Raw genomic sequence first — 1,498 nt, 5'->3', positions numbered from 1 at the left:
CATCTGCTCTCCGCACCGGACGTCACAGCGGCGCTCGGCAGCATGCGCAGGGTGCTGCGCGGCGGCGGACTGCTGGTGCTCACCCTCCGGGACTACGACGAGATCCGCCGGACCAGACCCCTCTCGACACCACCCCAGGTCAGCCGGACCCCCGACGGCCGGGTGATCACGTTTCAGCTGTGGCACTGGCACGAGGACGGCGAGCACTACGACCTGGAGCACTTCCAGCTCATTCCCGCCGGGGCCGACTGGACGGTCCGACGACGTCGGACCACCTACTGGGCGCTGTCCCGCCCGCAGTTGACGCAGCTCCTGACCGAGGCGGGCTTCGCCGACATCGTCTGGCACGCGCCGGAGTCCTCCGGGTACTACCAGCCCGTCGTGACGTGTCAGGCGCGGCGGGCCAGGACGTAGGCGCGGCGGGTCTCCACCTCGTGTGCGTAGTGAGTACGTTCCAGGCTCATCTCCACGGCGAAGCCGGCCGCCTCCAGCAGCTCGGCGACGCGCGCCGGGTCGAGGAAGCGGAAGTCGACGTCCACGCCGTGCCCCCACCATTCGTCCACGTGCCGGACCTCTTCGCCGATGTGGAAGGAGAGGAGCACCAGGCCTGAGGGGCGCAGGACCCGCGCCATCTCCCCGAAGGCGCGGTGCAGTTCGCCGGGGTCGAGGTGGAGGATCGTGTAAAAGGCGACCACCGCACCGAATTCGGCGTCCTTCGCGGGCAGTTCCAGTAGATCGCCCTCGCGGAACTCCGCCTGCGGGAAGCGGCGCCCGCCCGCTACGAGCATGCCCGGGGACAGGTCGATCCCGACCGTGTGCGCGCCCTTCTCGGCGAGCCAGGCCGCCACGTGTCCGGGACCGCAGCCCAGGTCGCCGATCGTGGTGCCCGGTTCCGTCTGTTCCAGCAAGGCGGCGAGCAACGCCTTGTCCAGGGGCTTGTGGTCGAGTTCCGCGTGGAGGCGGCTCGCGTACTCCTCCGCCACGGTGTCGTAGCTGCGGCGTACCGAGTCGTGGTGTGCGTGATCGCCCATGCGGTCCAGCATGCCATTGCGGGCGCCGGTGACACTGATCTCGACGGTCCGCCCCGCCCTCGTCCCCTGCGGGGATAGCGTGGGACCTCATGATCGTATGGCTCAACGGCACCCATGGCGCGGGCAAGACGACGACCAGCGCACTCGTGCAGCAACTGATCCCGGATTCACGGGTGTTCGACGCCGAGAAGGTCGGCGAGACACTCATGGACATCACGCCGGGGCTGCCCGTGACGGACAACTTCCAGCACTGGCCGCCCTGGCGGCCGCTCGTCGTCGAGACCGCCCGCCACATCCTCGACTACACCGGCGGCACTCTGGTGATCCCGATGACCGTCCTGGTCGAGCGGTACTGGCGTGAGATCAGTGCGGGCCTCGACCGACATGCCATCCCGGTACGGCACTTCGTGCTCCACGCCGACCAGGACACCCTCCGCGGGCGCATCGCGGGCGACACCGTTCTCGGC

Annotated in this window: 2 protein-coding genes and 1 pseudogene; 2 read left to right on the top strand and 1 reads right to left on the bottom strand. The window is 69.4% G+C overall.

Going from position 1 to position 1,498, the window contains the following annotated elements:
• A pseudogene (locus tag TN53_RS40545) lies at positions 1-414 on the top strand (class I SAM-dependent methyltransferase); the annotation flags it as partial.
• Here the strand turns inward: TN53_RS40545 and TN53_RS40540 are convergent.
• Entirely contained in the window at positions 390-1,031 is a 642-nt protein-coding gene (locus tag TN53_RS40540; protein WP_046263886.1) for a class I SAM-dependent methyltransferase, read from the bottom strand. The pseudogene TN53_RS40545 and the gene TN53_RS40540 overlap by 25 nt on opposite strands.
• An 89-nt stretch (positions 1,032-1,120) precedes the next feature.
• Here TN53_RS40540 and TN53_RS40535 point away from each other — a divergent pair.
• Positions 1,121-1,498 (top strand): ATP-binding protein (locus tag TN53_RS40535; protein WP_046263884.1); only part of this gene is annotated, 378 nt, incomplete at its 3' end.

Origin of the sequence: Streptomyces sp. WM6386 (assembly GCF_000972385.1) — a bacterium.
In the GTDB taxonomy this organism is placed as follows: Bacteria; Actinomycetota; Actinomycetes; order Streptomycetales; family Streptomycetaceae; genus Streptomyces.
This window is presented reverse-complemented; position numbering and strand designations above follow the sequence as displayed.

Coding starts and splice junctions, on each gene's coding strand:
- TN53_RS40540 (WP_046263886.1), bottom strand. CDS start 1,031: ATGGGCGATCACGCACACCACGACTCGGTACGCCGCAGCTACGACACC.